The 970-nt window shown below is 68.9% G+C and carries 1 protein-coding gene; it reads right to left on the reverse strand.

The window, feature by feature from the left end:
- Positions 1 to 25: 25 nt before the first annotated feature.
- Positions 26 to 970 (reverse strand): IS701 family transposase (locus tag HCJ94_RS29355; protein ID WP_168004242.1); only part of this gene is annotated, 945 nt, incomplete at its 5' end.

Here is a 970-nt window from a genome sequence, read left to right on the forward strand (position 1 = left end):
CTAGTACTCCAGCCGGGGATTGTGATCACGGCTCGGTGAGGGCTTGCCGGGCGTAGTGGCTGGTCATGGCTCGTGCTTGGTGACGGCGTCGGCGTACGGACCAGAGCAGTGGGTCGCAGCGGCGGCGGGCGGGTTCGATGATCAGGACGTTGAACAGGTGACGTAGTTCGTTGACGGTCAGCGGGATCAGACCGGCCGGGTTGTCGTGGTGGCGGTGGCTGGTGGTCGCGGCGGCGAGGAAGGCGTGGGCGAGGATCGCCAGGGTGGTCCAGCGGTGCCAGGACGTCCAGCGGCGGTTCTGGTGCTGGTCCAGGCCGAGTCCGGTCTTCGCGGCTTGGAATGATTCTTCGATCTTCCAGCGGCGGCCGGCCACCAGGACGAGGCTGCGTAGCGGGACGGCCTCGGGTGTCCAGCAGCGGTAGAAGGCCAGCTCGCCAGTGCGGCGGTTGCGGCGGATCAGCAGCCAGTGGTGCCCGCCGTGGGCGTCGGCGGCGTGTGGCAGTGCGGTGAAGGACCAGTCGTAGTAGCGGTGGCCTTTCGCGCCTCGACCCGCGGAGAGCCGCTGCCAGGCGGTGGCGGGAAGACCGGCGGCGAGGGCGTCAACGCGGTAGACGCCAAGGCCGGTGATCACCTGATGAGAGCAGGCCACGGCCAAGACGTAGCCCAGTCGCAGCTGACGGAGCCGGGCTGCCAGGCGCGGATCGTTGCCGTATGCCTCGTCGCCGGCCACCCATCGACACGGCAGCCCGGCGGTGACCGCTGCGGCGATCATCCGAGACGCCAGCTGCGGCTTGGTCGCGAACCGCACCTGCTCAGGGACACCGGCCTCGGCGCGGCGTTCGACGTCGTCGCACCAGGATTTGGGCAGGTAGAGCGCCGTGTCGAGCATCGCGTGACCAGCATCGGTGGCGTAGACCAGGTGCACGGCGACCTGACAGTTCTCGATCTTCCCGGCTGTGCCCGAATACTG

Origin of the sequence: Micromonospora thermarum (assembly GCF_012034245.1) — a bacterium.
Lineage (GTDB): Bacteria > Actinomycetota > Actinomycetes > Mycobacteriales > Micromonosporaceae > Micromonospora > Micromonospora thermarum.